This is a genomic window from Mesorhizobium sp. M7A.F.Ca.CA.002.05.1.1 (genome assembly GCF_003998335.1).
GTDB lineage: Bacteria > Pseudomonadota > Alphaproteobacteria > Rhizobiales > Rhizobiaceae > Mesorhizobium.
The window spans coordinates 1-3572 of sequence record NZ_RZQI01000625.1 but is presented as its reverse complement, the minus strand read 5'-3'; the positions used below and the strand labels follow the sequence as shown (position 1 = coordinate 3572).

Here is a 3572-nt window from a genome sequence, read left to right as displayed (position 1 = left end):
CGTCATGACCACATCGTGCACCGTCGCCACGATGGCGCCGACCGCGAACTGCCATTCGAAGCGGAACCAGACATAGACCAGGATGCCAAGCAGCGCGATCAGCATGGCGATCGTGCCTTGCTTGGCAAGCTCGCCAGAAACGGTCGGGCCGACCACTTCGACGCGGCGGAAATCGTAATTGTCCTGCAGCTCGCCACGCACCTTGTCGATGACGGTCTGCTCGGCATTCTCGCCACCATCCTGCGTCCCGACGCGGATCAGCACGTCGTTCGGCGTACCGAACTGCTGCACCTGAACTTCGCCGATGTTGAGCTCGGTCAGCCGCGCACGGAGGTCGGCGAGGTCGGCATTGCCGCTCTTGGCCTGCACCTCGATCAGCGAACCGCCCTTGAAGTCGATGCCGTAATTGATGCCGACGGTCATGAACAGCACCACCGACAGGATCGACAGTGCGCTGGAGAGCGTGAAGGTCCAGCGACGGATGCCCATGAAGGGGATCTTGGTGCCGGGCGGAACGAAGGTCACCGGTGCCTTCGGCAATTCCTTCGGGCGAGCCCGGCGCAGCCAGATCGAGACCAGCAGGCGGGTGAAGGTGAAGGCGGTGAAGACCGTGGTCAGGATGCCGATGGCGTAGGTGATGGCAAAGCCCTTCACCGGCCCGGTACCGAGATAGAACAGCACCACGGTGGCGATCAGCGAGGTGATGTTGGAATCGACGATGGTCGCCAGCGCCTTGGTGAAACCGGTATCGATCGCCTGGATCACGGAGCGGCCGGCGCGTCGCTCCTCGCGAATACGTTCATAGATCAGCACGTTGGAATCGACCGCCATGCCGATGGTCAGTACGATACCGGCGATACCAGGCAAGGTCAGCGTAGCGCCAAGCAGCGAGAGCACGCCGACGATCATCGCCACGTGCACCGCCAGCGCGATGTTGGCGAGGAAGCCGAGGAAGCCGTAGGCGACGAACATGAAGGCGACGACGAGGATAGAACCGATGATGCCGGCGACCTTGCCGGCATGGATCGAATCCTGGCCAAGGCCCGGACCAACGGTGCGTTCTTCGATCACCGTCAGCGTCGCGGGCAACGCACCGGCGCGCAGCAGCACCGCAAGGTCGTTGGCGCTCTGGGCAGTGAAATTGCCGGAAATCTGGCCGGTGCCGCCGAGGATCGGCTCGCGGATCTGCGGCGCCGAAATCACCTGATTGTCGAGGATAATGGCGAACAGCTTGCCGACATTCTGCGCCGTGGCCTGACCGAAGCGCGCCGCTCCTTTCGAATCGAAGCGGAACGACACCACCGGCTCGTTGTTCTGCGAATTGTATGTCGCCTGTGCGTCAACGAGGTTTTCGCCCGAGACGATGACGCGATTTTCGATCAGATACGGAACCGGCGGATCGTCCTGCGAATACAGCACCGATGACCCGGCGGGCGGACGGCCATTGAGCGCGTCCTGCACCGGCATCGACTGGTCGACCATCTGGAAGGTCAGCTTGGCGGTCTGGCCGAGGATTTCTTTCAGTCTCTGCGGGTCCTGAAGACCCGGCACCTGGACAAGGATACGGTCGTCGCCCTGCCGCTGCACGATCGGTTCGGTGGTGCCGAGTTCGTTGACGCGGCGTTCGACCACCTCGATCGACTGCGTCAGCGCGGTCGACGTGCGGTATTTGATGCCGGCGTCGGTGACGTTGAACTTGAGCAGGCCGGGCTCGGAATCGTCGAGCGTCATTTCCTGGACGGAGCCGCCGGTGAACAGGCCGGCAGCGACCGGATCGGTCAGCGTCTTCAGCGCCGTCTTGGCGGCATCGATCTGGGCGGGATCGGTGATGCGGACCTGCAGGGTCCGCCCCGTGCCGGCAAGGCCGGTATAGCCGATCTTGGCGTCGCGTAGCAGCGTGCGGATTTCATCGCGCGTCGTCTCCAGCCGATCCTTGATCAGATCGTTCTGGTTCATTTCCAGCAGGATGTGCGAACCACCCTGCAGGTCGAGGCCGAGCGTCATCTGCCGCTTCGGTACCCAGCTGGGCAATTGCGCCAGCGTGCTGGCGGAGAACAGGTTGGGCGCGGCGAGGATCACTGTGATGGCCACGGCCACCCAGATCAGGATCATCTTGAAGCGCGAAAAATACAGCATATGGCGTCGTCCGTCAGAGCGTGTCCGCGGATCGCTCCGCCTAAAATTGGATTATTTCTTGGCGTTCTGGTTGGCCACCGGCTCGCCCTTGACGCGCACATCGGCGATCGTCGAGCGCAGCGCCGTCACCTTCAAGCCGTTACCGAGGTCGATCTCGAGCTCGTTGTCGTCGATCACCTTGGTCACCTTGCCGACGAAGCCGCCGCCGGTGACGACCGTGTCGCCGCGACGGACAGCCGCCAGCATCTCGCCGCGCTTCTTCAGCTGCGTGCGCTGCGGCCTAATGATCAGAAAATACATGATCACGAAAATCAGGACAAAGGGCAAAATGCTGATGAACATGTCGGGAGAAGCGCCGACGCCTTGGGCGTATGCCGGTGTCACGAACATCGAGGTACTCCTGATCTTTGAAAACAGCCGCCAATTTGGCGGCCCTTGAAATTTGGCCGGAATATAGTCGGTAAAGTTGTCAATGCAACTGCGCGGCCGGCCAAATCGGCTGCTTTTACGGCCTGTTGAGCCGTGTTAGAGCATGATCGCGAAAAGCGCGAGCCGGTTTCCGCAAAAGATTATGCTCTAACAAAAGGTTGCGACCGGTTTTGTATCAGGCGGAATCGGGCAGCTTCACGCCCCCAGACATCAAAAACGCGAAAACAAAAGACAGTCATGACCGACAGCAGCATTGAATCCCTGAACCAGCAACTCGACCGGCTGATCGAGGCGGTGAGCCGCCTTGCCCCGCCGCCGGTGCCCCAAACCGACCTCGGCGAGGCCGATTGTTTCGTCTGGCAGGCCGATCCCGGCTATCTGGAGCCGGTGCGCAGGGTTAACCGCGTCGACATCGGCCTGATCCGTGGCGTCGACCGCGTCCGCGACATCCTTGTCGACAACACCGAACGCTTCGCCGCCGGCTACCCAGCCAACAACGTGTTGCTGTGGGGCGCGCGTGGCATGGGCAAATCGTCGCTGGTCAAGGCCGTGCATGCCGAAATCAACGCCAGGACCAAGTCCGACCTGCCGCTGAAGCTGATCGAAATCCACCGCGAGGACATCGACACGCTGCCGAAGCTGATGGGATTGCTCAAGGCGGCCCCCTTCCGCTTCATCCTGTTTTGCGACGACCTCTCCTTCGACCATGACGACACTTCCTACAAATCGCTCAAGGCAGCGCTCGAAGGCGGCGTCGAGGGTCGGCCAGTCAATGTCATCTTCTACGCCACCTCGAACCGCCGCCATCTGTTGCCCCGCGACATGATCGACAATGAGCGCTCGACCGCGATCAACCCATCCGAGGCGGTCGAGGAAAAGGTGTCGCTGTCCGACCGGTTCGGGCTGTGGCTCGGCTTCCACAAATGTTCGCAGGACGAGTATCTCGACATGATCGATGGCTATGTCCGGCACCATGGGCTGGCAATCGATCCCGACACGCTGCGTGC

3 protein-coding genes are annotated in these 3572 nt (G+C 61.6%); 1 reads left to right on the top strand and 2 read right to left on the bottom strand.

Annotation, left to right across the window (positions count from 1 at the left end; all coding sequences use genetic code 11):
• Positions 1-2136 (bottom strand): protein translocase subunit SecD (gene secD, locus EN939_RS25350; protein ID WP_127270544.1); only part of this gene is annotated, 2136 nt, incomplete at its 3' end.
• A gap of 51 nt (positions 2137-2187) precedes the next feature.
• Entirely contained in the window at positions 2188-2526 is a 339-nt protein-coding gene (gene yajC / locus EN939_RS25345; RefSeq protein ID WP_127270542.1) for a preprotein translocase subunit YajC, read from the bottom strand.
• Positions 2527-2802: 276 nt separating this feature from the next.
• Between yajC and EN939_RS25340 the strand changes: the two genes are divergently transcribed.
• On the top strand, positions 2803-3572 hold a 770-nt coding region (locus tag EN939_RS25340), incomplete at its 3' end, for an ATP-binding protein (RefSeq protein WP_164751209.1).

Coding starts and splice junctions, on each gene's coding strand:
- yajC (WP_127270542.1), bottom strand. CDS start 2,526: ATGTTCGTGACACCGGCATACGCCCAAGGCGTCGGCGCTTCTCCCGAC.